Below are 25,803 nucleotides of genomic sequence, written 5' to 3'. Positions count from 1 at the left end.
TATGAGTCATCATATTAAACCTGGAGTCGCCACCGGAAAAGAAGTACAGGCTATTTTTCAACATGCGAAAGACAACAGTTATGCACTTCCTGCTGTAAACGTTGTAGGATCCAATACCATAAATGCGGTTCTTGAAACTGCTGCCAAATTAAATTCTCCGGTCATTCTTCAATTTTCAAATGGAGGTGCTCAGTTTAATGCCGGTAAGGGCTTGTCTAACGACAATGAAGTTGCTGCCATCAAAGGCGCTGCTTCAGGAGCAAAACACGTTCATGAGTTAGCAGAAGCTTACGGCGCAACTGTGATATTACATACAGACCATTGTTCAAAAAAATTATTACCCTGGATTGACGGATTGCTGGATGAAGGTGAGAAATTTTACAAAATTCACGGCAAGCCGCTCTTCAGTTCCCACATGATCGATCTTTCTGAAGAACCCTTGGAAGAAAACATTGAGATTTGCAAAACCTATCTGGAAAGAATGAAAAAGATGGGAATGACTTTAGAAATTGAACTTGGCGTAACAGGCGGAGAAGAAGATGGTGTTGATAATACAGACATTGATTCCTCTAAATTATATACACAACCTGAAGAGGTTGCCTACGCTTACGAAGAGTTGAGCAAAGTTTCAGACCAGTTTACCATTGCAGCAGCTTTTGGAAATGTACATGGTGTTTATAAACCAGGAAACGTAAAACTCACTCCCGAAATTCTCAAAAATTCTCAGGGATACGTTTCAAACAAATACAAGGTAGAAGAAAATCATATCGATTTTGTATTTCACGGTGGAAGTGGATCAACTGTAGAAGAAATAAAAGAATCTATTGGGTATGGCGTCATCAAAATGAACATCGATACCGATTTGCAATATGCCTTTACGGAGGGCATTAGAGATTATATGACTTCTAAAATAGAGTATATCTCTGCCCAAATAGGAAATCCTGAAGGGGATGACGTTCCTAATAAAAAACACTACGATCCTCGAAAATGGCTCAGGGAAGGTGAAAAAACATTCATCACCAGATTAGAAAAAGCATTTGAAGATTTAAACAATATCAACACCTTATAATATAGCCCCTACATATGGCAGCTTGGTTTAAGAGAAAGAAAAAAGGGATTCAAACAGCCACTGAGGACAAGAAAGATGTCCCGAAAGGCTTGTGGTATAAATCCCCTACGGGTAAAATTATCGACGCCGAACAACTTGCAAAAAACTTTTTTGTAAGTCCGGAAGATGATTACCATGTAAGGATAGGGAGTACAGAATATTTTGATATTCTGTTTGACAGCGGAAAATTTGAAGAATTAGACGCATCGTTAAAATCCAAAGACCCTTTAAAGTTTGAAGACACCAAAAAATACAAAGATCGCCTAAAAGAGGTCGAAAATGCGACTGGACTTAATGACGCCATCAGAACTGCCATTGGTAAATCCAAAGGCAAAGAAGTTGTGATTGCTGCCATGGATTTCAAATTTATTGGCGGGTCCATGGGTTCTGTTGTTGGCGAGAAAATAGCCAGAGCGGTAGATCACGCTATCGCCAATCACTGTCCTTTAATTATCATTTCGAAATCCGGAGGAGCTAGAATGATGGAAGCAGCCTTATCACTAATGCAGCTGGCAAAAACATCGGTTAAGCTTACACAGCTGGCAAAAGCTAAACTTCCGTACATTTCACTTTGTACCGACCCGACAACGGGCGGAACCACGGCTTCATTTGCCATGCTGGGCGATATCAATATCGCTGAACCTGGCGCATTAATCGGTTTTGCAGGTCCCAGAGTTGTAAAAGACACTACGGGTAAAGATTTGCCAAAAGGATTTCAATCCTCTGAATTTTTGAAGGAACATGGCTTCTTGGATTTTATTTCTCACAGAAAGGAACTCAAGAACAAGATCAATTTATACATAGATCTTGTTATGAATCAATCGGTAAGAGCATAATTTTTAAAAAATTGATATTCGTTTTCAATTTAAAAGTTTACTTTTGCACGATTGAATAGAAAATCTATTCTAGCATAAAAATTATTGAAATAATATTGGCATGTACCTAACATTAGAAGAAAAAGGCAAATTATTTGCTAAACACGGTAAGGACGAGAAGGACACTGGTTCCGCAGAAGGACAAATCGCATTGATGACTCAGAGAATCGAGCACATTTCTCAGCACCTTAAAACAAACAGAAAAGACTATAATTCTGAAAGATCTTTGGTCAAATTGGTTGGTAAAAGAAGAAATCTTCTTGACTATCTCATGAAAAAAGACATTATGAGATACAGAGCAATTGTAAAAGAATTAGGATTAAGAAAATAAGAGTACATCAAGGGGCAATTTGCCCCTTTTTTAGTTTAAAAGCGTTCCTTGGGACGACTTCCATTGGTTTTATTTTTTTTCTAAACCACAACACAACAACACGTATTAAGAAAAAAATATAACCTTAAAATCATTATTATGATTCCAAAAACATTTAATGAAGTTATCGATCTCGGTGATGGTAGAGAAATCAAACTTGAGACCGGTAAATTAGCAAAACAAGCACACGGCTCTGTCGTTGTCCAGATGGGTAACGCCATGTTATTGTGTACTGTAGTCTCTTCTTACAAAGAAAGCACCTTAGATTTCTTTCCGTTAACAGTAGACTATAGAGAAAAATTCGCAGCCGCTGGCCGTTATCCCGGAGGTTTCTTCAAAAGAGAAGCCAGACCAAGTGATGGTGAAGTGCTCACGATGAGAATCGTAGACCGTGTCTTGCGTCCGCTTTTTCCATCCGATTACAGAACCGAAACTCAAGTTATGATCCAGCTGATGTCTCATGACGAAGATGTCATGCCGGATGCTCTGGCCGGACTTGCCGCTTCTGCAGCCATTCAATTATCTGACATCCCTTTTGAAACTGCTATTTCTGAAGCCAGAGTTGGTAGAGTCAATGGAGAATTTGTCATTAACCCAAGCCGCAGTCAGCTTCTGGAATCAGACATCGATATGATTATCGGTGCTTCTGCAGATTCTGTGATGATGGTAGAAGGTGAAATGGATGAAATTTCAGAAGAGGAAATGGCTGAAGCGATTCAGTTTGCTCACGAGCATATCAAAAAACAGGTTGAAGCTCAATTGAGATTGGCCGAGGCTTTTGGTAAAAAACCTACACGAGAGTACAATCCCGGAAAAGAGGATGAAGCTATCGAGAAAAAAGTTCACGAAGCTGCTTACCAAAAAATATATGATATCGCTAAAGGCGGTCATAGCAAAAGAGAGCGCGGAGAAGCCTTTTCTGCTGTAAAAGAAGAGGTTTTAGCTTTATTTTCTGAAGAAGAACTGGAAGAAAACGAAAAGTTGATCAAAACCTATTTCAATAAGGTGGAAAAAGAAGCCGTAAGAGAACTAACACTTGCTGAAGGTATACGTTTAGACGGTAGAAAAACAGATGAGATCAGACCTATCTGGTGTGAAACCGATTATCTGCCATCTGTTCATGGTTCTGCCATTTTTACCAGAGGTGAAACTCAGGCCCTGGCCACGGTAACGCTGGGTACCTCGAGAGAAGCCAACACCATTGATATGCCAACGCATCAGGGTGAAGAAACCTTTTATCTGCATTACAACTTCCCTCCTTTTTGTACCGGAGAAGCTTACCCTATACGAGGAACTTCCCGAAGAGAAATAGGTCATGGAAACCTGGCTCAGCGCGCGCTTAAAGGAATGATTCCTGAAAATAATCCGTATACGGTCAGAATCGTTTCTGAAGTCCTGGAATCCAACGGTTCTTCTTCTATGGCAACGGTTTGTGCCGGAACAATGGCCATGATGGACGCAGGTATCAAAATGAAAAAACCAGTATCGGGTATTGCCATGGGATTGATTTCTGATGGGGATCGTCATGCTGTATTGTCTGATATCCTTGGAGATGAAGATCACCTTGGCGATATGGACTTTAAAGTGACCGGAACTGCAGATGGAATTACAGCCTGCCAAATGGACATCAAGGTGAAAGGTTTGCCTTACGAGATTTTGGTGAAAGCATTGAAACAAGCCAGAGCTGGAAGACTTCACATTTTAGAAAAACTGACTGAAACGATTTCAGAACCAAACGAATCTGTTAAAGCTCATGCTCCAAAAATCATCACCAGACGAATTCCAAATGAATTCATTGGTGCCTTGATTGGACCTGGAGGAAAAGTTATTCAGGAATTACAAAAGTCGACGGGTACAGAAATCGTTATCAACGAGGACCCTGTTACAGAAGAGGGCATCGTAGAAATTCTTGGAACCAAACAAGAAGGAATCGATAAAGTACTCGCCAAAATAGACTCAGTTACCTTCAAGCCCGAAAAAGGCAGTGTTTATGAAGTGACTGTTGTAAAAGTCCTTGACTTTGGCGTAGTGGTTGAATATAACGAGGCCCCTGGAAATGAAGTTCTGCTTCACATTTCTGAACTTGCCTGGGAACGCACAGAAAATGTTTCCGATGTTTTAAAACTCGGAGACGTGCTTGACGTAAAATACTTCGGTGTTGATCCTAGAACCAAGAAACCTAAAGTTTCCAGAAAGGCGCTTATGGAAAAACCAGAAAGAAGTCCAAGAAAAGAAGACGAAGACCAAAAGTCTTAAATCTGATTTAATCTACTAAAAACGGTTTAGAACATTCTAAGCCGTTTTTTTTACTGACAAACTAGCGCAACTGACATAATTGCATAAGTAAATCCTCAGTAAAATGAAGTCTTATTGGCAATAACTGCCGTTTTTTCTTAAAACATGTTTAATAACATAATAAGCCGAAAAAATATAGGTATTTTAGTATTTGTGCATCATGCTTGCACGGTAGTAAACAATCATTTTTATTAATCATTAAAAAAATAAAATGAAAGTATTAGTAATAGGAGCAGGTAATATGGGATTAACCTACTCTGAAGGAATGGCAAAATCCCCTTTACTGAATAGAAAAAACCTGATGATCTATGATGTATCAAAAGTCTTATTAGAAAAACTAAGTGAAATTTCTTACTATGACACTTACGATAAATTAGAGAACTGCTTACCCGAGGCAGATGTCGTTTTTGTAGCTGTCAAACCCTACCACAGCGAAGAATTATTCGCAAAAATGAAACCCATGCTAAACGATCAGCAAATCATAGTTTCATTGATGGCTGGCGTCACCATAGAAAATATTCAGAATAACCTGGGCATTAAGAAAGTCGTAAGAACAATGCCTAATCTTCCTGCCAAAGTAGGAAAAGGGGTGACTTCATATACAGAGTCTAAAGAAGTCTCAAGAGTTGAGCTGCTTATGATTAGAAATCTTTTGGATACGACAGGTGAATCCATTCGTGTAAAAAATGAAGATTTCATCAATAAATCCACAGGGATTTCCGGTAGTGGACCGGCCTACATCTTTTATTTTATGGCTTCCATGCTGGATGCAGCGAAGAAAATGGGATTCTCTGATCATGATTCTAAAATCCTTGTCAGCAATACATTTGAAGGTGCTGTACAATTGTTTAATGAATCCGACTTAACTCCAGAAAAATGGATGGACAGAGTAGCTTCCAAAGGAGGTACAACGCGAGCCGCTTTAGATTCTATGGACGACAACAATGTAAAACAGCTTATTCAGGATGCCGCTTATGCCGCATTTGACCGAGCAGTAGAATTAGGGGATGAATAACTTAAACTCAGATAGAATGCACAAAAAACGTATAGTAGTTAAAGTTGGTACCAATGTAATGACCAACAGAAACAATAGAATCGTTGGACCAATTCTGAAAAATTTAGTCAGACAGATAGCCTATCTCTATGAACGCGATATCATAACCATCTTGGTTTCATCAGGTTCGGCTATCGCGGGTAAAGAAGTTCTGGGGTCCTGTACTTCAGAAGATAAATCGACCCGACGTCAGGTATATTCATCGGTTGGACAGCCACGAATGATGAGACATTATTATACCATGTTTCATGATTTCGGAATGCGTTGTGGACAGGTTCTCGCAACGAAAAGAGATTTTGCTCCGGGAAAATACCGCGAAAACATGATCAATTGCTATGAAGGCTTACTGAAAGAAGGTATTATTCCTATTGCAAATGAAGATGATGCGGTATCCCTCTCGATGTCGATGTTTTCTGATAACGACGAACTGGCAAGTCTGGTTTCTGAATTGGTTGGAGCCGACATGCTGATCATGCTAACCGACATTGAAGGCCTGTATACAGGTCATCCGGAACATGAAGATTCGGAATTATTAAAACATGTTCGTGTACATGATAATGTTGAAAAATATGTTCAAGAAAATGAAAAAGGAGAAGGCGAAGGTCGTGGTGGAATGGAATCCAAGTTGAAAATTGCTAAAATGACAGCAAGTAAAAACATTCCCACTTACATCGCGAATGGAAAGGATGAGAATATCATTATAGATATTCTTGAAGGAAAAGAAGTAGGAACAAAATTTACTGTTTAAAAAACATTTAGAATGAAATTATTAAATACAAACAAAAAAAATGATGTGCTTCAGTCTATGATGACCATCATTGATAAAAGAAGAAACGAAATTGTTGAGGCCAATAAAAAAGACCTTGAATCCTTCAACAGGAATGACCAGGCTTTATACGATCGGCTTGTCGTGGATCAAAACAAAGTCGATGGGATGATTCAAGCCATCAAAGAAGTAAAAGAACAGGAAGATCCCGTTGGAAATACAATTTCTGAAAGAACACTGGATTCAGGCTTAAAAATTGTGAATAAAACCGATCCGTTCGGGACCATCATGATTATCTATGAATCCAGACCCGATGTGACTATTGAAGCGGCGGTACTTGCGTTTAAAGCGAATAATAAAATATTCCTAAAGGGGGGTAAAGAAGCGAATCACAGCAATATGATTCTTGAAGAATGCTGGCATCAGGCCCTGGAGGAAAACGGTTTATCCAAAGAGTGGATTACCCTGCTTCACCTCAACCGGGAAGAAACCAGAGAATTCTTAAGCAATCCACCGGAAAAAATGGACTTAATCGTACCTAGAGGTGGTGAAAAATTAATCGATTTTGTCAAGAAAACAGCAAGCTGTGCGGTTTTGGTTAGTGGTCGAGGGAATAATTTCCTCTATGTTGCACCAGATGCTGACTGGGATACTGCCAAAAAAGTGATTATCAACGCCAAAACCGATAAAATTTCCGGTTGTAATGCCTTAGATAAAGTTTTATTTGATTCCCATCTTCCGGACTTGGATTCTAAAGTAAAAGAATTGGCTGATATTTTAGAAAGAGAACATAATGTTGTCATCCTTGTTGATGGAAAGCCAGCCGAAATTACCAATTACCCGACGCTTCCAACCGAAGACACCTGGAAGGAAGAGTTTCTTGCACTCAAAATTGTTTTGGGCTCGGTAGATTCTTTCGATGAAGCCGTTGAAAAAATCAATGAACATTCCGGAGGCCATTCTTCTGTAATTATTACTAAAGACAATGAAAAAGCGCTTGAATTCATGCAGGAAATCGATTGTGCTGCCGTTTATCAAAATGCATCCACACGATTCACTGATGGAGGACAAATGGGCGTAGGAGCCGAATTAGCGATTTCTACAGACAAGTTGCACCACAGAGGTCCGCTTGGACTCAAGCAACTGGTCACCAACAAATATTATGTTTGGGGTGATGGGCATATAAGAACATAATTTATAATTTATTTTCAAGCCTTAACAGCCTGCTTCTCACCATGAAGCGGGCTTTTTTTGGCTTCATTTTGAAAATTTAAAAATTATTTGATTTGATGCTGTAACATTTCATCGCCTTCATTCGTAAAATAGAATGTAGATAAACGATAATTGAGCCCATATCTAAATGAGACAACTTAAAATTACCAAGCAGGTTACCAACAGAGAAACTGCATCCCTAGACAAGTACCTTCAAGAAATTGGAAAAGTGGATTTGATTACAGCCGAAGAAGAGGTTGAATTAGCTCAGCGTATCAAAGCTGGTGACGATCTTGCTCTAGAAAAATTAACCAAGGCGAACTTAAGATTCGTGGTTTCTGTATCTAAACAATACCAGAACCAAGGGCTTACCCTACCCGATTTGATCAATGAAGGAAACTTAGGTTTGATTAAAGCTGCGAAACGCTTTGATGAAACCCGAGGTTTCAAATTTATTTCCTACGCGGTTTGGTGGATTAGACAATCCATCCTTTCGGCTTTGGCAGAACAATCCCGAGTGGTGAGATTACCGCTAAACAAGATTGGATCTATCAACAAAATCAACAAGACGTTTGCCATTCTTGAGCAGCGCCATCAAAGACCACCAAGTCCAGATGAGATTGCCAAGGAATTGGAAATGACTATCAATGACGTCAAGGAATCTTTGAAAAACTCAGGTCGCCACTTATCTATGGATGCGCCACTTATTGAAGGTGAAGATTCCAACTTGTATGATGTTTTAAAATTTGGGGAGTCACCAAGCCCTGAAAACGATTTGTTACACGAATCTCTTCAAACTGAAATCGAGAGAGCCCTAGAAACGCTAACCACGCGTGAAGCAGATGTGATCAGACTTTATTTCGGCCTGGGCAATCAACAGCCCATGACCCTTGAAGAAATTGGTGAAACCTTTGGCTTAACCAGAGAACGCGTTCGCCAGATCAAGGAAAAAGGGGTGAGACGTTTAAAGCACACCTCCAGAAGTACCATCCTCAAAACTTACTTGGGATAATTTCAGAAGACATATAAACACAGAAAAGCCCTCGCATGAGGGCTTTTTTTATGGTGTGAATTTCAAGGTTAATTCTGATTTACTTCTACTGAAGAATTGGTTTCTGCAGCATCGGTTTTGATGGATTGCAGCAATTCTTCTGCTTCGGAAATAACTTCAGGATAAGACTGAAAATTCTTGATGATGTTTTCAAGAATATAAGTCGCCTGGTAGTTGTCTCCCAGCGCATTGAAGTTTTTGGCCATCAGCAACAGACCTTTCACCCCGAATTCTCTGTAACGCGAGTAATTTTTGGTCAGGTCCTGGACTACTGCCGTAGAGGCTTCATAAGCTTCTGCTTTATTTTTGAAATACGCATCGTAGTACAAGGCTTCTGCTTTCAGTTTTCCGGTAGCCATTTCCAACACCTCCTGATATGCTGATTCTGCTCGTGCCTCGTCACCGGTTTTGAGCGACGAACGGGCTATAAATACCAAGGCATCACTCATCACTTCCTCATCGCTTATATCTTTAGATAAAATCAATTCAGCATAGGCCAACGCCTGGTCATAATTTTTAATTTCATAATAGGCTTTCATCAAATTGGATTGTGCAAAGAGTACATTTTGAGAAAAACTGGCCTCTTTTTCCAGTCGGCTTAAGGTAGTGATGGCCTTTTCATAATTCTCATTCGACAGATAAATCTGTGACAGGCGTCTTAAAGATTCTTCTGTAAACTCGCTCGAACTCCTGTTGATGACTTCGACATAATACGGAAGAGCCTCCTGAGCATTGCCTTCATTATAGAGCAGCTGCGCCAAATAGAAATTTGATTTTAAACTGTTTCTGCCCTTGGGAAATTCTTCCAGATAAGTTTTAAATAACGAAATCGCCTTCTTGGTATCGTTGTCTAAAAACTTGTTTTCTGCTGCCAGGTAAGTCGCCTCCTCTATATCCGAATCTGCCACTTCCACAAAGTCTAAGGTATTGACCCAGCTTGCATACTGGTCAATTTCTCCCATGTCAATATAAATCAAGCGAACGGTCTGCACAGCCTGCAAGGCTTCCTGTGAATTTGGGAATTCACTCACCAATTGCTTAAAATTGGCTAAGGCGTCGCTGTAGTTTTCATTGTTGAAATAAATCAAAGCCTGCTTGGAAAGCGCTTTGGGGTAATACAAGCTCTGCTTGTAATTGGTTATGATATTTTGATAGGCTTCAATAGCCTTCTGGTCGTTATTCTCCGCCACATAGGTGTTTCCAAGTTCAAACAAAGCATCGTCTTTGTAAATCGAATTTGGGTAGGTGTCAACGAATTCGGTTAAACTTTCAAGCTTCTGCGCATTCCTGTCTACAAATCCGTAGCTGTAAGCCTTTTGGAAAAACGCATAATCGCTTTTATAATTTTTCATAGCAATGGCCGAGTTATAAGCTTCCATGGCCGGCCAGTACTGTCCTAAGGCAAACCTGGCATCCCCCAATCTCACATAGGCATCATGAAGTTGCTGTGAAGGCCTTTCCACCTTAATGAAATCTTCAAAAAACGAAGCAGCCAGTCTGTAATTCTTGGTCTTGAAATAGGAATAGGCTATATTATAGTCAATGGAATAATATTCCGGCAATTTCTGTGCAGAAGTCATCCCTTTGAATTCTTTATAACCGATCAAAGCCATACCGAAGTTCCCCAGCGCATAATCGGCCTCTGCCTTCCAAAACGTGGCTTTTGCGGTATATTCTGAATCCAGACGCTGGGCTAAGGATGTATTGAAATAGGCTTTGGCTTCCTGAAACTGGTTGTCTTTAAACAATTCGATTCCATAATAATAGGCTACTTTTTGCAGCGCCAATTTGTTGTCATAATCCCGGCTCCCCTCAAGCATTGAAATGGCTTTCAGATAATTTTTGGAGGTCAGGTAAGAGTCGATTAGCAGTTTTTCAACAACCTCTGCTTCTTCAGAATCTGGATAGGTTTCGAGATAGGTTTGAAGGATTTCAGGAACGGGCTGATAGCTGTTTCCTATCTCATAACTCAATTTGGCATAATTCAAAAAAGCATTTGTTTTCAATTCTTCATCATAATTCATCTCACTGACGTTCTTAAACGCATTGAGAGCCTGCGTTTTTCTGTCGGTTTTCAAATAGGCTTTAGCCAGATGGTAGTACGCATTTTGAGCAACAACGTCTTGCCCATCAATGATTTTGGAAAACTCTTCCACGGCAGACTCGAAATCCCCGGTTTGGTAGTAGGCGTAACCGAGCTGATAATAATCTGTATTATTCCATTTTCCACGGTCTCCCCTGTATTCTTTTAAATACGCAATGGCCTTGTCATAGTCTTTCAGATTGAAATAACTTTCGCCTATGATTTTATTGAGCTGGGAGCGCTCCCGGGCATTGGACTTAGGAAGCTGTTCTAAGCCCAGTTCTATGGCTTTCTCGAAATTACCAAGCTTGAAGTTCATATCGCTTTGGAAATAAGAAATATTATTCCCATTCAGGCCCTCCCTCTTGGCTTCCTCAAACAAATCTGAAGCCGATTGAAACTGATTTTCTTCATAGGCTATAAAACCGATGTAATATTTAGCCTGAGCACCATATTCTTTGTCGTTTCTTACATGTTCAAACAGCTGCTGCGCTTTTTGATAATTTTTTAATCTGAAATTGATATAGGCATAATTGAACTGATAGGTTTTCAACTCGGATCTGGACAGGGAACCGGTGTTGACTTTACTCAGCCAGGTGTTGGCTTTATGAAAGTCTTTATTTTGAAAATAATAGTTCCCAACTTCAAGATAGGCTTTGTTCGTTTTCAGGCTGGTAGGATGATTTTCAATAAAGCCTTCCATCATTTCGTCTGCCCCAGATTTCCCGAGTTCGATGGCGCATTTTGCCAGATAGTACTCTGTATCGGACTTCAGTTTATCGCTGTTTAAATCCGAATACAGTTCTCGAAACGCCTGGCTTGCCGCCTCAAACTGATTTTGCTCGTATAAATGAATTGCCTCCTGGTATTCGCCCAAAACATCGACAAATTGCTGTGACTGCTGCGCTTGAGCTGAGGTGAAAGCCAACAAGATGAGTGAAAAGAGAATTTTTGGCATAGAAGTACGTTTTTAAGTAACACTCAAAGATAAAATTATATACACATATAACGCGGAAGCTTTTTTTAAATTATGACTTATCGCAAAATGATTTTTCATGCGCAGCTAAATAATCTTATCTTTATAACTTGTAATTTTTTCATTTATATATGCCAGAAACCATTCTAGAACTAAGAGATGCCAGCATTTTCCAAAGAGAAACTCTTATTTTATCCAATGTTAATATCGAAATTCAAAAGGGTGAATTCGTCTACCTTATAGGGAAAACAGGGACGGGTAAAAGTAGCTTTATGAAAACGCTTTACGGAGATTTACCCTTACAAAGCGGTTTTGGTCAAATTGTAGGCATAGAACTGCAAAATCTGAAAGAAAAACAGATTCCGTTTTTGAGGCGAAAACTCGGTGTCGTATTCCAGGACTTCAAACTTCTGAACGACAGGAATGTGAAAGAAAACCTGATTTTTGTGTTGAAAGCCACCGGCTGGAAAGACAAGTCCAAAATGGAACAAAAAATAGACGAAGTGCTTGATAAAGTAGGCATGAAAACCAAAAATTTCAAATTCCCTTACCAGCTTTCCGGCGGTGAACAGCAGCGTGTGGCCATTGCCCGGGCTCTGCTCAATGATCCGGAACTTATCCTGGCAGATGAGCCCACAGGTAACCTGGATCCTCAGACTTCTGTAGAGGTCATGCAGGTGTTACAGGATATAAATGCCAATGGAAACACCATCCTGATGGCAACTCATGACTACGCTCTACTATTAAAATACCCCTCCAAAACCTTAAAATGTGACGGTCAACGTCTTTTTGAAGTGGTTCAAAAACAACAACAAGCTAAATTATAACCCATGAAACTATACTATAAACTCATCATTTTAAGCTTTATAGCTTTAAATATCGCCTGTACACAAGAAGAATCTAAAGATAAAATAATGACTGAAAATACGCTTCTGAAAGCATGGGATGGTCCTTTTGAAGGTGTTCCCAACTTCGAATCCATGACACTTGAAGATCTGGAGCCGGCCGTGGATTATGCGATAGAAAAACACCTTCAGGAAATTGAAGACATCGCGAATTCCAGTGAACCCGCTACGTTTGAAAATACCATTGAAGCCATGGAAAGAGCCGGTAAGTTAATGGACAGAGTCTACACTTATTACGGTATATGGAGCAGTAACCTCTCTTCTGAAGAATTCAGAGAAATTCAACAAAAATTATCTCCAAAACTATCCGATTATCAGTCTAAAATTCGTCAAAACGAAAAATTATTCAATAGAATAAAAGCAGTTTACGACAGTACTTTGGTAGAAAACCTTGAGCCACAGGAACAACGCGTGGTCAATCTGGTCTATAAGTCCTTTGAAATGAATGGCGCCAACTTAAACCAGAACGGCAAAGAACGTTATGCCGCAATCAATAAGGAATTATCCAAGCTCTATACAGATTTCTCCAACAACATTCTTCATGATGAAGAGAACTATGTCACTTTCCTAAACGAAGATCAGCTGGACGGATTATCGGATTCTTTTATCAAATCGGCCAAAAAAGAAGCGGAACAACAAGGCAAGCCGGATCAGTATGCCATCGTGAATACCAGGTCGTCTATGGATCCTTTTCTAACCTATTCTGAAGAAAGAGAGTTAAGAGAACGGGTTTGGAAAAATTACTACTCCCGAGGCGATAATGCCGACGAGTACGATAACAATCAACTCATAAAGGAGATTTTGACCCTAAGAGATGAGCGGGTTGAACTTCTGGGGTATGAAAACTTTGCCCAATGGAGGCTTCAGGACAGGATGGCAAAAAATCCTGAAAATGCTATGGATTTATTGATGGCTGTATGGCCTTCGGCCATAGCGAGAGTTGAAGAAGAAGTTCAGGATATGCAGAAAATCGCCGATGAAGAAAAGGCAGATATTAAAATAAAACCCTGGGACTACCGATTTTATGCTGAAAAAGTAAGACAAAAAAAATATGACCTGGATTCTGAAGAGGTTAAACAGTACCTGGTCCTGGAGAATCTCACCGATGCCATTTTTTATGTGGCGGGCAGATTATTTGATTTTGAATTTTCAGAAATCACCGATGGCAGTGTTCCTGTATTTCATGAAGACGTAAAAGTATATGAAGTCACCCAAAAATCGGATGGCAGTCATGTGGGCGTGTTCTATTTAGATCCGTATGCTCGAAAAGGCAAGCGTTCCGGAGCCTGGGCCACCACGTACCGCTCTTACACAACTTTTGATGGGGAAACCAATGTGCTGGCGTCCAACAATTCAAATTTTGTAAAAGGGGCCAAAGACGAACCCATTCTGGTCTCCTGGGATGATGCTGAAACCTTTTTCCATGAATTTGGACATGCGCTGCATTTCCTGAGTGCAGATGTAAAATATCCAACGCTAAACGGCGGAGTTCGGGATTATACCGAATTTCAGTCTCAGCTTTTGGAACGCTGGATTTATACGGACGAAGTCATCAACAATTACCTGAAACATTACAAAACGGGTGAGCCAATGCCTGAGGAGCTGGTCGCAAAAATTAAAAATGCATCCAAATTCAACCAAGGCTTTGCCACAACCGAATTTTTGGCCTCTGCCATCATGGATATGAAATACCATACCACAGATCCAGGTGAAATCGATCCAAAGACCTTTGAAAAGGAAACCCTGGACGAACTGGGCATGCCGGAAGAGCTGGTTATGCGTCATCGCAGTCCGCATTTTGGTCATGTGTTTTCCGGTGAAGGCTATGCCACCGGCTATTATGGGTATTTATGGGCCGATGTCCTAACTTCCGATGCCGCTGAAGCTTTTGATGAAGCCGACGGCGGATTCTATGATAAAACCCTGTCTGAAAGACTGGTCAAGTTCTTATTTGCGCCCAGAAACGCAGTAGATCCGGCTGAAGCCTACAGACAATTTAGAGGACGAGATGCGGAAATCAATGCTTTAATGCGCGACAGAGGCTTCCCCGTTCCAAAAGGATAGTGATGCTATCCATTCTTATAAGAACATACAGGGATCCGGTTTTCGATATTGTTTATGAGATTCATGAACAGTGTCAAAAACTGGATCTTAGGTATGAAATCCTCATTTCAGACGATTACCCTCACGGAGAAAAGGTAGAGGAAGAAAAGCTCTCCAAATTTCCGAATTTGACGTATTGGAAAAATCAATCCAATCTGGGCCGATCCAATAATTTGAATACCCTCATCAATACCGCAAGATTTGACTATGTCCTGCTTCTGGACAATGATGTGCTCCCGTTGAGGAAAAACTTTATGAGTTCCTACCTCAAAGCGATAGAACACAAGTGTAAAGTGGCTTTTGGAGGACTCACCTACGCCCACGAATCCCCACAGGATTCTCAGGTACTGAGGTGGCTTTACGGACATAAACGCGAAGCTAAACCGGTTGAAGTCAGAAAAGAAGATTATAAATATGAGGTGTTAGTTTCCAATTTACTCATCGACAAATCCGCTTTTCAACAACCCATTTTTGATACCGAATTGACCACCTACGGCTATGAGGATCTTGTTTTTTCTGAAGAACTTAAAGCCAAAAACATAGAGGTTTGTCATTTGGATAATCCTGTGGTTCACACAGGTCTTGAAACCTCTTCAGAATTCCTGACAAAGACTGAAACAGCACTGCTTACGCTCAAAGCTTTAATCGACAGAAAGAAGATTTCTGAAAACGCCACACCCCTGTCCCGACTGTATTTCAAAATGAAATCGACTCGAACCCTGCGCCTATTCTTAATTGCCTTAAATCCCTTTCAAAATAAAATCAGAAGGCATTTGATTTCAAAACAGCCCAGCCTGTTCTGGTTTAATGTGTATAAGCTCTATTATTTTTCTAAGCAATTTCAGAACAAATGAATTCATTCTCTATCGTCATACCGCTTTATAACAAAGTGAATTATTTTCAGCAGTGTCTTGAAAGTGTTCTGTGCCAGACCCATCAGGACTTTGAAATTATTGTCATCAATGACGGAAGTACAGACGGAAGTGAAAACATCTTAGAAAAATTTGAAGATTCCCGGATAAAGTTAATCTCTCAGGATAACCAAGGCGCTTCATCGGCCAGGAATGCTGGAATTGCAATTGCTAAATACGAATGGATCGCCCTGCTAGATGCAGATGACTACTGGTATCCAAACCATCTGGAAGAATTACAGAACACTAAGGTTAAATGCCCTAAAGCCAGTGTGATTTGTACCAATTATGAGATTGTACTGGAAAAAACCTATTTAAAGCAAGCCTCGTTTGCTGTTGACATACAATCAAAGCCAGACTATGTAGAAGATTATTTCGAAGCGAGTTTAATCGATCCTTTGGCCTGGACTTCGGCCCTGGCTTTCACAACCCCCATTTTTAAAGAGGTCGGGGGCTTCGATACGCAAATAAAATCCGGACAGGATATAGACCTGATTGTGAGATTTGGTCTGCAGGCTAAGATGGCTTTCAATCCCAAAGTCACGATGAGGTATCATAGAATCACAGAGAATAACCTTTCGGACAGGACCGGATTGAGAGATAAACTCGCTTATATCAACAAGCATACAGCTGAAGAAAAAAGAAATGCCTCCTTGAAAAAATATATGGATATCAACAGGTTTTCCCTGGGTATTCAGGCCAAAATGAAGGGAGATAAGGCGCTTTTTCAGCAACTTCGACAGGATATTGATGTATCCAGTCTCAATTTTAAGCAAAGAATGCTCTTCAGTGCTTCAGGATTTATGCTGAGAAAACTCAAATCAATTCAGCGAAAATTGGTTCAGAAAAACATCTATAAAAGTCCTTTCAAGTAGTTTTAGTCTTCAAAATAAACATCGAAGTCGAGTTTACCGCTTATGATCCGCTTTGTTGCTTTGTATTCTTCAGAAAAAATACTCTTTTGCCTGTCCAGTTTAGAAAAGCTTATCTGGGATAAATCGCTTAAGGAATGGATAAAATCATTTAAAACATAGGGCCTCTCGGGCTTAAAATCCAGGGTGTAGGAGGAATCAAATTCAGAAGAAGTCCAAACGAAGAATGGAATCTCAAACATAGAGCGGGTAGGAATATCGGAAGCATTATGACCTACGAAATCTCTGTCAAAAAACACTTCCTCACCATGGTCTGAAAAGTATAACACATAGCTTTTATCTTGCCTGGCCTTGACCCTATCGATGATTGTACTCACCATATAATCGACGTAGCTGATAGAATTATGATACTGGTTGATGATTCTGAAATTTTCTTCAGAAGGAAACGGCGTTGCAGGTTCAGAATTAAACCGATCAAAAGCCTGAGGATACCTCAGTTCATAATTGGCATGCGTGGCCAACAGGTTTAAAACGATGAATTTTTTTGGGGCCTCATCGGCCAGAGCTTTATCCAGATGAGGGAGCAGAACCTCATCAAAAGGGGTGACAGAACCCCAGCGCGTCGTATTGGTATAGACATACTCATCGGAAGCTTTGGAAAGCTTTGTTAGAAGGGTTTCATAAATACCGATCGGCCTTTGATTGGACAGCCAGAAGGTCTTAAAACCTGCCTGATTCATGAGCTGGATGAGAGAAGATTCCGTTCTTGATTCAAGGTCTTCAAAAATCAGGGCCTCCTGTAAAGAAGGAATGGTATGCGATTCGGAACTGATCACATCTTGATAAATCATCAGTTCATCTTTTCTCTGCGAAAGCCCTGGTGTGGTTTCTCTTTCATATCCATAGAGTCCCAGTTGTCGCCTGGCGTTGGACTCCCCTATAACCAATACAAAAGTATGCGAAGTAGGGTCTCCTTTAAACTCGACGTTCTCAAAATGACCAGTAGCCTGATCCAGCTTAAGATCAGAAAACTTATAGGTCTCATAGATATAACTCACACTGCCTTTCAGGAGCTGAAAGGGAAAACTGGCGATCATAAAACCACTGATTTTCAGTCCTGCAACAAGCAGGATTATGAGCGCTACCCTGTTGACAGGTTTTAAGTTGAGCTTTGCATTTAAGACTCTCTGCTCGGGTTTAATTATAAATAAACTGATGACGGATAACATGGAGAGAAGGTATAGGACCAGCCTTTGGTCCACGTACAGGTTTAAAAACTCACTGGTTTCTGCTGCGTTGGTTTCGAAAAGAATGAACAGGGATGACGCAGAAAAAAAGGTGTTGAACATGTAGAAAAACGACGTTTCAAAAGCCAAAAAGAAAACAAAGACTGTATAGAGGCTTTTGGTGAAAACCCGTTTTAATCTCGGGTACTGTGCCAGGCTTAGCAGGATCCAGATCAGAAAAAGAAGAATCAGATTTTCAACCAGGTTCTGGATATTAAATATCCTGAAATCAGTGAAGAAAAATTCGAATCCGAAGCTGATGAACACGGGCAATATCCAGAACAAGAGAGATTTCAGATCAATTTTCATCACGCAGTGCTTTGAGTTTAGAGATAGCCTTCATACCGCTGTTATAAGCGTATACCTGATCGTAAAACGAAATATACCCCTGCCTGAAGAGAAAAAACACATACTTTACTAACCACAAATAGGTCAAGTTATTGTAAAGCATATATTTTTGCGCCGCAGTAGCTTCAATGGACTTCGCCTTATCGAGACTGGAGGCTGAAGTTTTTCCAGGATGAATCAATAGGGGTTCAGCGACATAGGCGGTCTTCAGCTTATTTTTCAGAAAGGCATTTTTAAAAAGCTGTTCCTCCCCTGAAGCAAATATAGAACCTAGACCAAAACGCTCATCCATTCTCAGATTGAGAGATACTGCAGACTCTCTTTTAAAAGTCAGTTCCACTGAAGACAGCGGGCGTTTGGAAGATGTCAGGTAGCCCTCTCGTTTTGGATATAGCTTGGCTAAATCGCCTTGTTCATTCAAAAACTGAAAGGAGATCAAAGCGGCTTCCGGATAAGTGGCGTAGGCTTTTAAAATGGTGTTTTCAAAGTCTGGCAGATACTGTACATCATCGTCTGAGAAAAGTAAGATATCCCCCACAGCGTTATCGATAGCCAGATTTCGGCTTTTGCTTAAACCAAAGGTTTTGGAATTAATCACCCGAATTTTCGGATGGGAAGACAGCAGGTCTTCTTCAAACTGAGTCTGATTGATAATCAAAATCGAATACATCGAGGTATTTACATCCGGAAACATATGGTCCAGAAAAGATAAATCTTTTCTGTTCATGGTTGAAATCAATACTTCTAAAGTCAAATTTGATGTCATGCTCTGCTGAAAAATAAAGTCCTGCTAAACAGGGATAAAATGATCAGGAAATAAACCACATAGGTTAAAGCGTGTCCTATCACTACGCCTTCCAAACCGACTCTGGGTATAAAGTATAAGGCCGAAACATACAATCCTAAAGCTAAGGATAAATCGGTTAAAATATAATGCCACATCATTTTTTTGGCATGAAACTGATACACCATAACCAGAGCCATAACTCTAAAAAAATCTCCCAGCATCTGCCATAAAAACAAATCGGCTGCCGGCAGGAACTCTTTCGAGAAAATAAGAAGAACAATCCAGTCTCTCAGGAGATAAACCACGGCCAGTCCCAGAATGAATATCGGCAGAATCTGTTTATAAAATGAAAAAATGATGTCTCTAAACTCAGATTTTGTCTGTGCTTCAGCCAGTTTTGGCAGGATGTATAAATTGAGCAGGGACAGCACGAAGAGCAGGTAATAATTGGATATCCTCAAGATGGCTTCCCAGTACCCGGCCTCTGCTACTCCCAGCGTATTGATCAGGAAATTTCTGATCCCCAAAAACACCAGAGGAAAACTTGCTCCTGAAATGAGGGTCATAAGAGCAAACTGACCTAAATTCCGTAGCATGGGCGAAGAAAAATTACCAAAAGAAAAGGAGTTGAGTCTGCCAAAATAAACCCGCACATGGTATAGGGTAAAAGCCAGCATGGCTGAAGGCACCAAAACCACAGACAGGAGTGCTCCTTTCAAATCCGCAGCAAAAACCAAAACAGCAAACAACAGAAGATTGAGGATGTGCGAGGCTATATTGATTTTAATAACTTTACTGAATTCACTAAAGCCTTTTAGAATAGAAATCAGATAGATATTCAACACATGAAGCGGCAACACTAAAGCCATAACACGGATGATGGATACAAAATCTCTGGAGCCAAATATGAACGTATTGATAACTTCAGAAAACAGGAAGATCATGGCCATGATCAAGCCACAGGCTATAATACCCGACCAGACCAGGGTGGATAAAAAGGTAGAAAAGGCTTTGGGATTTGATTTATGTTCAGCTGAATATTTCACGACCGCATTGGCTAAGCCACCGCTGGAAAATTTATGAAAAAGCTCGAGCGCATCTCTCATATTTCCTATGAGAGCCAGGCCCTGAGGTCCCAGTAAAACTGCCGTAAGCTTGGAAACACCAAGTCCGGTTATCATTTTGATGACCACAGAGAAACTATTGAAGGAAGTCACCTTCAATAAAGTGGATTGCTGTATGGCAGTTTTGAAAGCTTTTAGCACGCTGTGGATTGATAATTCAGAATCGAAATTACAATTTTTAAATAGAGTTCGTTTAAAAAAACTGAGTCCTCATAACAAAAACAGCTTTATACATTTCTGCATAAAGCTGTTTTTTTTAAACCCGGATGAAGGTATTATTGAAAATAAAAGCTATTGGGGGCGATTCCTGCTGTTTTTTCAGTGAGAAGTTCACCAGAAGTAGAATAGACTAACACGGTCCCGTTGGAAGCAAAATCACCGGCATCGCCAACGTAAATCCGGTCCTGATTCACATCAAATCCATAGAATGAACCGAATGTTGAAGTGCTTCCGTAATCGAAAATGAATTCTGAAGAAAGTTCAGTAGCTGAAACCGGTGAAGCATAGGCTGCTGTTCCTGAAGTGTAATAAAACTGATCGTTTTCAACTCTTAAGTTATTTAAAGACTCCAAGCTTTCAGGTTTCGCAATCTGATTTACAAGCGTAAACGCGGAAGGATTAATTTCCTTAAGGCCTTCAGAATCTAAAGCATACAGGCTTTGGTTGTAAAGTTGCATAGAGTTAAGACCAGCCGCCAGCGTCAGGGTTTCTATTATTGAATTTGAAGCCGTACTGAATCTGGAGATTTGATTTCCAAAGCCAAATGCAGCATTTTGAATAAATAAGTCATCGTTATAACTGACGATATGTTCTGCAACAGCGCCTACGAGAACCGTTTCCTCGACTTCCAAAGTTTCGATATCGATTATAGCGACATAATCGTCCTGATCTGAATCGAAAGCAGCCTGATTAGTGACATAAGCCTTACCATCCAAAACGGTCCCATATCTGGGAACACTAAGCCCTGTGTCTACAGTTCCAAGCAGTTCAAAAGTATATCTGTTTACAACGGTGATTAAATTGGACCCGTTGGCAATGATAAAAGCTCTGTCATCCGCAAAGAACATGGATTGGAGATATAATCCCAGTCCGGCATTGGGATTAACCTCTTCATATATTGAGTTTGAAAGCTCCTGCAAATCTGAGTCTAAAAAAGAAACCGATCCTCCTGCGCTTCCCCCTTCATTTAAAATAAGCGTTCCGTCAAAATAATCTCCGTCCGGAATTATGGGTCCTGTTTGGTCGTCATCATTACTACAGGAGAACATACCTAAGGCGAAAAAAGCGATCATGATAAATTTAAAATACGTGTTCATTTAATTTTTGGTTTTAAAAATTGATTAAGGTTTGAATAAAAAAATGCCTTCCTGGCATAGGTCTGTTTTCAATGGTTTGATAGGCAACATCTCCTATATTTCTGACTTGAACTGAGAGTTTTAAATTTTGGAACTTTGGAATTACATAGGACAATCCGGCATTCCAAAGCAGGTAGTCTTCAAGTATATCATCCGGAGAGTTATTGGTCCTTGTAAACACTTCGCCGTTGTATAGATTTTGAAGATCTACCGAAAATCGATTGATTTTATAAGTCAGGTTGTTTGTAAACTTATGCCTGGGGACATAGGTAAGTTGATAACCCGTTTGTGTGTTTTCAGAAACCGTGTAAGCGTAAAGGGAACTGAAATTAAATTCATGCATCCCCCATACAAATTCAGAGGTGAGATGGGCCTCCAGGCCATAGGTTTCAACTTCGTCTACATTTTCGGGTTGCCAGATGTTAGTTGAATTGGGGACCCAGCGAATAAGATTGGTGATGTCGTTATAATAGCCTGTAAAGGTCAACTGATGTTTGTTTTCTTTCGCTGAAAAAACAACTGAAGTTTCCAGCTGACCCGAAGTTTCAGGTCGTAAATCAGTCCTTCCGCTTCCCTCCCAGTACAAATCATTAAAGGTGGGGATTCTGAAATTCCTGGAGACTTTAGCCTTGGCAGCAATCCTTTCGGAAAATTCATAATCAAAACCGGAGCTGAACAAAAAAGGACTATCATATACATCAGAATATTCCTGACGAAAACTGACTTCTGAAGTTAATTTTTTCCAATGATGCTTGGTCAGAACTGCAAAACTGGCAATAGTCCTGCTTTCAGACAAGACGTTATCACCGCTTGCGCTAGTGTAATTGTATTCGCTTAAGACATTAAAGTCGAAAGCTTTATAAGAATAAAAAAGGCTATAACGTGCTAAAGCAGTTTGTGCCGTGGCTCCCGTAGGCCTGGGTGTTCTTGAGTCCGGAGTATATTGAAAATACTCCTCAAAAAAAGCCAGCTTCAAGACCGAGGTCACTTCAGAGAGTTCACTTTCCCATTCCAGGAGGTGTCTGTGGTCTTCATTAGAATAACTGGATGGCGGGTCGGACGGAAACAAAAGAGAGAAATTTCTATCCCCATTGAAATACATGCCGTGGTAAGTGATTCTATTGTTCCGATTCAGTTTCCTGGCCAGACTCAAATTGGCATTGTAATGCTCAAACTCACCATTCAGGTTTTGCCGAGAGGTCCCGGGCCAATCGTAATCATTTTCAGAAGAAAATCGAGATAAGGCAAAGGATAAACTCCACTGGTCGGAGGAGGTTGACGCTTTTAGCAAATTTTGATAGGTTGAAAAACTGCCAAGTCTTGCATTTAAAACCACATGGGTTTCTCCATCAAACCTAAGTCTGTTGGTAAGATGAATGCTCCCTCCTATCGCTCCGGTTCCGTAAACCACGCTTCCTCCGCCGGGTCTCACTGAAATTTCATCGAAGCCATCTACGAGTAAAGTGTTGAAATCGGTTTGGCCGTTAAACTGGGAATTGATGTTGAATCCATTCCAAACCACAGCCGTTTGTTGAGCAGTGGTGCCTCTGAATGCTGGTGAGGAGACCATACCGTAACCGTTTTGCTTAAAGAAAATAGGTGTGTTTTGCTGAAGAACATCTGTGAGGGTCCCGGGAGAATCCTGTAAGGTCGAGCCGGACAAGGTATAGACGAGTTGCCCAGTAGAAAACCTGTTGATTTGGCGATCTACTACAAACACTTCATCCAGTTTCTGGATGGAATCTAACTGTGCGTAACCTAATCCCGTGAAAAAACACGCGAAGACGCAAAAACTTATCGAATACTTCATACACCAGTAGACCCTTTTCCCGAAAGTCATTGTTTAAAATTTACACATTGAGGCAGGTCTCCTGGCTTGCGTCTTTGTTCAACCTTCCCATTCGCCAAAGCAAACAGTGGTTATGAAGTTGAGGAACAAAGCATACGCACATGGCGTACTTAGCTTACAGTTGCGGGAACAGCTTTCGATTTTAACGAAATTCCCTTTTAATCTTCAAAAGTTGAAATAACCTTTGAGAACCAAAATGCAGTGCAAAAATAAACTTTTCTTAAAGAAAGCATACTTTTTCCCCCCTAAGTTTTGTAAAATTGATTTTTGAGCCGGATATGGTCAAAATAATTAATCATACTTTTGCTTAAAATGTATTGAATGAAACCCCTACTCTATTTCGTTATCCTCCTGAGCTTCTTCGCCTGTAAAAAAGCAGACCATTCGGCTAATACAGACAGGGGTTATGAAAAGGTAGAAATCAAATACGCCACCGGATTTTCTATCAATAAGTATGCGAATTTCACGCAGGTGATTGTTCACTCTCCCTGGCCCGAAGCTGAAAACGATTTAGTGTATTTAGTTGTGGATAGGTCTGAACACGTTCCGGAACAGATATCTTATGAGGCACTCATTCAATTGCCTGTTGAAAAGTTGGTAACCACTTCTACTACGCATATTCCGTCGCTTATCACTTTGAACAAAATCGATAAGCTCGTCGGTTTTCCCAATCTTGATTTTATCTCTTCTGAAAAAGCCAGAGCTTTAATCGATGCCGGAAAAGTGAAGGAATTAGGGAAAAATGAAGCCCTCAATACTGAGATTTTGCTTTCCGTAAATCCGGATGTGGTCTTTAGTTTTGGGGTAGAAGGACAGAATAAAACCTTAACTCAGATTCAGAAGTCCGGAATACCTGTGGTCTATAACGGGGACTGGCTGGAAAAGGACGTGCTGGGCAAAGCCGAATGGATCAAGTTTTTTGGTGTCTTTCTGGGTGAATTAGACCTTTCCATAGAAGCATTTAATCAGGTGGAAGCCGATTACCTGGCTTTGAAAGAAAAAGCAGAAGGAGCTACAGGGGAACCCAGTGTTATTTCCGGAGCTATGCACCAGGATCGCTGGTATTTGCCTTATGGAACAAGCTGGCAGGCGCAGTTGTTTGAAGATGCCAATGCTGAGTATGTCTATAAAGATACACAAGGCAAAGGCAGCGCGGCCTTTTCTTTTGAAAGGGTTCTGGAAGATGCCAAAGCGGCAGAATTTTGGATTTCGCCGGCTCAGTTCACATCCTACGCTCAACTTTTAGAAAGCAATATGCATTACCAGGAATTTGAAGCCTTTCAGGAAAGAAATATTTATACCATGGCATCGACCACTGGTGAAACCGGCGGTGTACTTTTTTATGAAATAGGTCCCAACCGACCCGATTTAGTACTGAAGGACCTGGTGAAGATATTTCATCCTGAACTTTTGGAAAACGAGGCGTTTACCTTTTTTAAACCTTTGAAAATTGAGTAAATCCCTTATAAATCATATCCTGCTCCTCGCGCTCTTGCTCCTAGGCATCATACTGAGTTTGTCCTTAGGCTCTGTGTCTATCCCTTTTTCGGATATTCTGAAAAGTCTTCTGGGGTCAAGTCTGGACAATTCCACCTGGGACTATATCATTCTCCAGTACAGATTGCCCAAAACCATAACGGCTATCCTCATTGGTTCCGGACTTGCGGTCAGTGGTTTATTGATGCAAACCCTATTTAGAAATCCTTTGGCCGGGCCTTATGTACTGGGTTTGAGCAGCGGTGCAAGTCTGGGCGTTGCCTTTTTAATCATGGGCGCAGGTTTGTTTTCTGGAATTTTAGGGGAGTTTATCTTTTCCAAATGGGCCATTATCTTGGCGGCGAGCGGAGGGAGTCTCCTGGTCATGCTGGCGGTTTTATCCACTGCTCAAAGAGTAAAAGACACCATGACTTTACTGATTATTGGATTGATGGTAGCCAGTCTCACCTCTGCCGTCGTAAGTATTTTGGCTTATTTTAGTAATTCAAATAATCTTCAGCTCTATATCTTCTGGTCCTTTGGCAGCTTAGGAAATTTATCCTGGCAGGAAGTTGGAATTTTGGCAGCCTGCTGGTTTACAGGACTTGGCTTCGCTGTTTTCTGCCTTAAAAATTTGAACGCTTTACTCCTGGGAGAAAATTACGCTAAGAGCATGGGGGTTCAGCTGAAAAGCAATCGGGTTTTGATTATTATTTCTACTTCCATTCTGGCGGGGAGCGCTACTGCTTTTGCAGGGCCAATAGCTTTTGTAGGACTTGCGGTCCCGCATCTGGTGAGGCAACTTATCCCAACCAGCGATCACCGGGTTTTATTACCCAGCATTATCGTGGGAGGAGCGATATTAATGCTGGTTTGTGATGTCATCGCTCAGCTTCCGGGAAATGAAAACACCCTGCCCATAAATGCAGTAACTTCCTTATTTGGTGCACCGGTAGTTATCTGGCTGCTTTTAAGAAAACGCAAACTCAACTTTTAA

The 25,803-nt window shown here is 40.6% G+C and carries 20 protein-coding genes and 1 riboswitch; of the genes, 14 read left to right on the top strand and 6 right to left on the bottom strand.

What is annotated here, in order from left to right; genetic code table 11:
• The first annotated feature begins 1 nt into the window (after position 1).
• From fbaA to G3567_RS04400, 8 genes are all read left to right on the top strand, one after another.
• Positions 2-1,069, top strand: coding sequence for a class II fructose-bisphosphate aldolase (gene fbaA, locus G3567_RS04435; protein ID WP_164004113.1), 1,068 nt, complete (start codon positions 2-4; stop codon positions 1,067-1,069).
• Positions 1,070-1,083: 14 nt separating this feature from the next.
• Positions 1,084-1,944 carry an acetyl-CoA carboxylase, carboxyltransferase subunit beta gene (gene accD / locus G3567_RS04430; RefSeq protein WP_164004112.1) on the top strand — a complete coding sequence of 287 codons (861 nt, stop codon included), beginning with the start codon at positions 1,084-1,086 and terminating at the stop codon, positions 1,942-1,944.
• Between the two features lie 100 nt (positions 1,945-2,044).
• On the top strand, positions 2,045-2,314 hold the full coding sequence (rpsO, locus tag G3567_RS04425; protein ID WP_164004111.1) for a 30S ribosomal protein S15: 270 nt from the start codon (positions 2,045-2,047) through the stop codon (positions 2,312-2,314).
• Between the two features lie 138 nt (positions 2,315-2,452).
• Positions 2,453-4,609 carry a polyribonucleotide nucleotidyltransferase gene (locus tag G3567_RS04420; RefSeq protein ID WP_164004110.1) on the top strand — a complete coding sequence of 719 codons (2,157 nt, stop codon included), beginning with the start codon at positions 2,453-2,455 and terminating at the stop codon, positions 4,607-4,609.
• Positions 4,610-4,859: 250 nt separating this feature from the next.
• The gene (proC, locus tag G3567_RS04415) at positions 4,860-5,663 is read left to right on the top strand and encodes a pyrroline-5-carboxylate reductase (protein WP_164004109.1); all 804 of its coding nucleotides are present in this window, start codon (positions 4,860-4,862) and stop codon (positions 5,661-5,663) included.
• Between the two features lie 16 nt (positions 5,664-5,679).
• The gene (gene proB, locus G3567_RS04410; protein WP_164004108.1) at positions 5,680-6,450 is read left to right on the top strand and encodes a glutamate 5-kinase; all 771 of its coding nucleotides are present in this window, start codon (positions 5,680-5,682) and stop codon (positions 6,448-6,450) included.
• Positions 6,451-6,462: 12 nt separating this feature from the next.
• Positions 6,463-7,662, top strand: a complete 1,200-nt coding sequence (locus tag G3567_RS04405; RefSeq protein WP_164004107.1) for a glutamate-5-semialdehyde dehydrogenase — start codon at positions 6,463-6,465, stop codon at positions 7,660-7,662.
• Between the two features lie 166 nt (positions 7,663-7,828).
• Positions 7,829-8,692, top strand: a complete 864-nt coding sequence (locus G3567_RS04400) for a sigma-70 family RNA polymerase sigma factor (RefSeq protein ID WP_093366035.1) — start codon at positions 7,829-7,831, stop codon at positions 8,690-8,692.
• A gap of 68 nt (positions 8,693-8,760) precedes the next feature.
• On the opposite strand, the gene G3567_RS04395 is transcribed toward G3567_RS04400, so the two are convergent.
• Complete coding sequence (locus tag G3567_RS04395) at positions 8,761-11,772, bottom strand: tetratricopeptide repeat protein (protein WP_164004106.1); 3,012 nt, start codon at positions 11,770-11,772, stop codon at positions 8,761-8,763.
• 149 nt (positions 11,773-11,921) lie between these two features.
• Between G3567_RS04395 and G3567_RS04390 the strand changes: the two genes are divergently transcribed.
• Genes G3567_RS04390 through G3567_RS04375 form a run of 4 tightly spaced genes read left to right on the top strand, consistent with a single transcriptional unit; the run spans position 11,922 to position 16,584 of the window.
• Positions 11,922-12,617: a cell division ATP-binding protein FtsE gene (locus G3567_RS04390; RefSeq protein WP_164004105.1), complete on the top strand. Its 696-nt coding sequence runs from the start codon at positions 11,922-11,924 to the stop codon at positions 12,615-12,617.
• A 3-nt stretch (positions 12,618-12,620) separates the two neighbouring features.
• On the top strand, positions 12,621-14,759 hold the full coding sequence (locus G3567_RS04385) for a M3 family metallopeptidase (protein WP_164004104.1): 2,139 nt from the start codon (positions 12,621-12,623) through the stop codon (positions 14,757-14,759).
• Between the two features lie 2 nt (positions 14,760-14,761).
• The gene (locus G3567_RS04380) at positions 14,762-15,652 is read left to right on the top strand and encodes a glycosyltransferase family 2 protein (protein WP_164004103.1); all 891 of its coding nucleotides are present in this window, start codon (positions 14,762-14,764) and stop codon (positions 15,650-15,652) included.
• Positions 15,649-16,584 carry a glycosyltransferase family 2 protein gene (locus tag G3567_RS04375; RefSeq protein ID WP_164004102.1) on the top strand — a complete coding sequence of 312 codons (936 nt, stop codon included), beginning with the start codon at positions 15,649-15,651 and terminating at the stop codon, positions 16,582-16,584. Before G3567_RS04380 ends, G3567_RS04375 begins: the two co-directional genes overlap by 4 nt.
• A 2-nt stretch (positions 16,585-16,586) precedes the next feature.
• Here the strand turns inward: G3567_RS04375 and G3567_RS04370 are convergent, their stop codons facing one another.
• The 5 genes from G3567_RS04370 to G3567_RS04350 all read right to left on the bottom strand — a co-directional run bounded on the left by G3567_RS04370 (position 16,587) and on the right by G3567_RS04350 (position 23,321).
• Positions 16,587-18,176, bottom strand: coding sequence for a sulfatase-like hydrolase/transferase (locus tag G3567_RS04370; RefSeq protein ID WP_164004101.1), 1,590 nt, complete (start codon positions 18,174-18,176; stop codon positions 16,587-16,589).
• A complete protein-coding gene (locus G3567_RS04365; RefSeq protein WP_164004100.1) occupies positions 18,166-18,981 on the bottom strand; it encodes a glycosyltransferase family 2 protein in 816 nt (271 codons plus the stop codon). Before G3567_RS04365 ends, G3567_RS04370 begins: the two co-directional genes overlap by 11 nt.
• Positions 18,978-20,267, bottom strand: coding sequence for an O-antigen translocase (locus tag G3567_RS04360; protein WP_164004099.1), 1,290 nt, complete (start codon positions 20,265-20,267; stop codon positions 18,978-18,980). The genes G3567_RS04365 and G3567_RS04360 overlap by 4 nt, the downstream gene beginning before the upstream one ends.
• Before the next feature lie 134 nt (positions 20,268-20,401).
• A complete protein-coding gene (locus tag G3567_RS04355) occupies positions 20,402-21,442 on the bottom strand; it encodes a YncE family protein (RefSeq protein ID WP_164004098.1) in 1,041 nt (346 codons plus the stop codon).
• 13 nt (positions 21,443-21,455) lie between these two features.
• A complete protein-coding gene (locus G3567_RS04350) occupies positions 21,456-23,321 on the bottom strand; it encodes a TonB-dependent receptor (RefSeq protein ID WP_235923468.1) in 1,866 nt (621 codons plus the stop codon).
• Positions 23,322-23,325: 4 nt separating this feature from the next.
• Positions 23,326-23,541: riboswitch (cobalamin riboswitch) on the bottom strand.
• Between the two features lie 110 nt (positions 23,542-23,651).
• On the opposite strand from G3567_RS04350, the gene G3567_RS04345 reads away from it, so the two are divergent.
• Both G3567_RS04345 and G3567_RS04340 read left to right on the top strand, forming a co-directional pair.
• The gene (locus tag G3567_RS04345; RefSeq protein ID WP_164004097.1) at positions 23,652-24,788 is read left to right on the top strand and encodes an ABC transporter substrate-binding protein; all 1,137 of its coding nucleotides are present in this window, start codon (positions 23,652-23,654) and stop codon (positions 24,786-24,788) included.
• On the top strand, positions 24,781-25,803 hold the full coding sequence (locus G3567_RS04340; protein ID WP_164004096.1) for a FecCD family ABC transporter permease: 1,023 nt from the start codon (positions 24,781-24,783) through the stop codon (positions 25,801-25,803). The genes G3567_RS04345 and G3567_RS04340 overlap by 8 nt, the downstream gene beginning before the upstream one ends.

The organism is Psychroflexus aurantiacus, from assembly GCF_010820555.1.
GTDB classification, from domain to species: domain Bacteria; phylum Bacteroidota; class Bacteroidia; order Flavobacteriales; family Flavobacteriaceae; genus Psychroflexus; species Psychroflexus aurantiacus.
The sequence above is the reverse complement of the archived record's forward strand: the minus strand, read 5'-3'. Positions and strand labels throughout refer to the sequence as shown.

Bases quoted from the DNA above. Each gene is read 5' to 3' on its own strand.
- fbaA (WP_164004113.1), top strand. From the start codon at position 2: ATGAGTCATCATATTAAACCTGGAGTCGCCACCGGAAAAGAAGTACAG.
- accD (WP_164004112.1), top strand. From the start codon at position 1,084: ATGGCAGCTTGGTTTAAGAGAAAGAAAAAAGGGATTCAAACAGCCACT.
- rpsO (WP_164004111.1), top strand. From the start codon at position 2,045: ATGTACCTAACATTAGAAGAAAAAGGCAAATTATTTGCTAAACACGGT.
- G3567_RS04420 (WP_164004110.1), top strand. From the start codon at position 2,453: ATGATTCCAAAAACATTTAATGAAGTTATCGATCTCGGTGATGGTAGA.
- proC (WP_164004109.1), top strand. From the start codon at position 4,860: ATGAAAGTATTAGTAATAGGAGCAGGTAATATGGGATTAACCTACTCT.
- proB (WP_164004108.1), top strand. From the start codon at position 5,680: ATGCACAAAAAACGTATAGTAGTTAAAGTTGGTACCAATGTAATGACC.
- G3567_RS04405 (WP_164004107.1), top strand. From the start codon at position 6,463: ATGAAATTATTAAATACAAACAAAAAAAATGATGTGCTTCAGTCTATG.
- G3567_RS04400 (WP_093366035.1), top strand. From the start codon at position 7,829: ATGAGACAACTTAAAATTACCAAGCAGGTTACCAACAGAGAAACTGCA.
- G3567_RS04395 (WP_164004106.1), bottom strand. From the start codon at position 11,772: ATGCCAAAAATTCTCTTTTCACTCATCTTGTTGGCTTTCACCTCAGCT.
- G3567_RS04390 (WP_164004105.1), top strand. From the start codon at position 11,922: ATGCCAGAAACCATTCTAGAACTAAGAGATGCCAGCATTTTCCAAAGA.
- G3567_RS04385 (WP_164004104.1), top strand. From the start codon at position 12,621: ATGAAACTATACTATAAACTCATCATTTTAAGCTTTATAGCTTTAAAT.
- G3567_RS04380 (WP_164004103.1), top strand. From the start codon at position 14,762: ATGCTATCCATTCTTATAAGAACATACAGGGATCCGGTTTTCGATATT.
- G3567_RS04375 (WP_164004102.1), top strand. From the start codon at position 15,649: ATGAATTCATTCTCTATCGTCATACCGCTTTATAACAAAGTGAATTAT.
- G3567_RS04370 (WP_164004101.1), bottom strand. From the start codon at position 18,176: ATGAAAATTGATCTGAAATCTCTCTTGTTCTGGATATTGCCCGTGTTC.
- G3567_RS04365 (WP_164004100.1), bottom strand. From the start codon at position 18,981: ATGACATCAAATTTGACTTTAGAAGTATTGATTTCAACCATGAACAGA.
- G3567_RS04355 (WP_164004098.1), bottom strand. From the start codon at position 21,442: ATGAACACGTATTTTAAATTTATCATGATCGCTTTTTTCGCCTTAGGT.
- G3567_RS04350 (WP_235923468.1), bottom strand. From the start codon at position 23,321: ATGACTTTCGGGAAAAGGGTCTACTGGTGTATGAAGTATTCGATAAGT.
- G3567_RS04345 (WP_164004097.1), top strand. From the start codon at position 23,652: ATGAAACCCCTACTCTATTTCGTTATCCTCCTGAGCTTCTTCGCCTGT.